General features: G+C 48.2%; 1 protein-coding gene. It reads left to right on the top strand.

Going from position 1 to position 734, the window contains the following annotated elements; genetic code table 11:
- The coding region (locus AB4484_RS24460) for a histidine kinase dimerization/phospho-acceptor domain-containing protein (protein WP_372080807.1) at positions 1-734 on the top strand (734 nt) is incomplete at both ends.

Below are 734 nucleotides of genomic sequence, written 5' to 3'. Positions count from 1 at the left end.
GTGTATATCTCGGTTGTTAAGCGTCTTGCTGAATACTCATCGGCCTTGATGTCTATCGCACAAGGTCGCCTGAATATTGATATATCGGTAAAGGGTAATGATGAGCTGGCTCATATGGGCGAGGCGATCATCACTGCCAGAAACACCGCGCAGGCACTACAAGTGGTTGCGGTGGGTGAAGCAAAGGCGAAACGCGAACTTGAAGAGCACAAAGAACACTTAGAAGAGTTGGTCACAGACCGAACTTATCAACTGCAAAAGACCAATGAAAAGCTGAATATCGAGGTAGGGAATCACGCTAAGGCTCGCAACGCCGCAGAACAAGCTAGCCGCGCGAAATCCGCTTTCCTTGCGACGATGAGCCATGAAATACGAACGCCGATGAACGGTGTATTAGGTACCGCAAGATTGCTTAAAGATACCGGGTTAGACCCGCTGCAATCCGGCTATGCAGACATCATTAACCGCAGCGGTAAGAACCTACTCGCGATTTTGAATGACGTGTTGGATTACTCAAAGATAGAAGCGGGGCATCTGGAAATCCGCACAGCCTCGTTTGACCTTCATCAGATGGTTCAAGATACCTACCAATTGATGGAAGGGCGCGCCGCTGAGAAGAAGCTGAATTTTGATTTCCATATTGAAAGTGACGTGCAACGCTATTGGCGTGGTGACGTAACGCGAATCAGCCAAATCTTGAATAACTTGGTCGGTAACGCGATTAAGTTTACGGA

It is taken from the genome of Vibrio sp. 10N.261.46.A3 (assembly GCF_041472995.1).
Classification (GTDB): domain Bacteria; phylum Pseudomonadota; class Gammaproteobacteria; order Enterobacterales; family Vibrionaceae; genus Vibrio; species Vibrio coralliirubri.
This window is presented reverse-complemented; position numbering and strand designations above follow the sequence as displayed.